Consider the following 1,119-nt stretch of genomic DNA (forward strand, 5'->3'; position numbering starts at 1 on the left):
ACGCAAGCAGAGCGGCGAGAACGGTACGAGTCAGCTACCCTCTGCTGCCATGAGCATCAATCTCGCCACCCTGCCGGATGATGTGGAGACCTTGCAGAATCTGGTGCGCTCGCTCGCAGCCGAGCGCACCAGCCTCAGCGAGGCGCAGGCCGAGATCGAACGGCTCCATCTCATCATCAAGAAGCTGCAGCGCAGCCAATTCGGCCGGCGCGCGGAGCAGCTCGATGATGATCAGCTGCAGCTCGGCTTCAAGGATATCAGCGCCGATCTTGCAAGGGCTGAGGCCATACTTCCACCAGCCAGGACCAAAACTGCAAGGACGCAGGAGGAGCGGCCGAGCCTGCCGGCGCACCTGCCGCGCGAGGACAGACGGTTCGATGTCGAGCACGAGGCCTGTTCCTGTTGCGGCGGCCCCCTACACGTGATCGGCGAGACCGTGAGCGAGATGCTCGACCACGTCCCGGCGCGGCTGCGGGTCATCCGCATCTGCCGGCCCCGCTATGGCTGCCGGGCCTGCGGGACCATCCACCAGGCGCCCGCCCCGGAGCGGCCAGTCGCCAAGGGCCTCGCGACCCCCGCCCTGCTCGCCCATGTCCTAGTCTCCAAATACTGCGATCATCTGCCGCTCTACCGGCAAAGCCAGATCTTTGCCCGGCAGGGCGTCGAGATCGACCGGTCGACCCTTGCCAACTGGGTCGGCGGCGCCTGCTGGTGGCTCGACTCGCTGCAAAAGAGGCTCGCCGAGCACGTCTTCGCATCGCAGAAGCTGTTCGCCGACGACACCCCGATCCCGGTGCTCGATCCCGGCCGAGGCCGCACGAAGACCGGCCGGCTATGGGTCTATGCCCGCGACGACCGGCCCTGGAACGGGCCCGATCCGCCGGCTGCGGTCTATCTTTACAGCCCTGATCGCAAAGCCGAGCGCCCCGCCTCTCACCTAGCCAGATTCAGCGGCATCGTGCAGGTCGACGGGTATCCCGGCTTCGACCGGCTCAGCGATGGCGGCAGAATCCTGCTCGCAGGATGCCGAGTAGGCGGGGGTGTTGCCATCCCCGCCCCTCACAGACCCGGACGAGCGGATTACCCGCATCCGGTTCTTCACGCGCAAGCTTCGCTCAC

Annotated in this window: 1 protein-coding gene; it reads left to right on the forward strand. The window is 66.6% G+C overall.

Annotation, left to right across the window (positions count from 1 at the left end; all coding sequences use genetic code 11):
• Positions 1 to 1,119 (forward strand): IS66 family transposase (locus K359_RS56755; protein WP_245284971.1); only part of this gene is annotated, 1,119 nt, incomplete at both ends.

It is taken from the genome of Bradyrhizobium sp. th-b2, from assembly GCF_000426785.1.
GTDB classification, from domain to species: domain Bacteria; phylum Pseudomonadota; class Alphaproteobacteria; order Rhizobiales; family Xanthobacteraceae; genus Bradyrhizobium; species Bradyrhizobium septentrionale.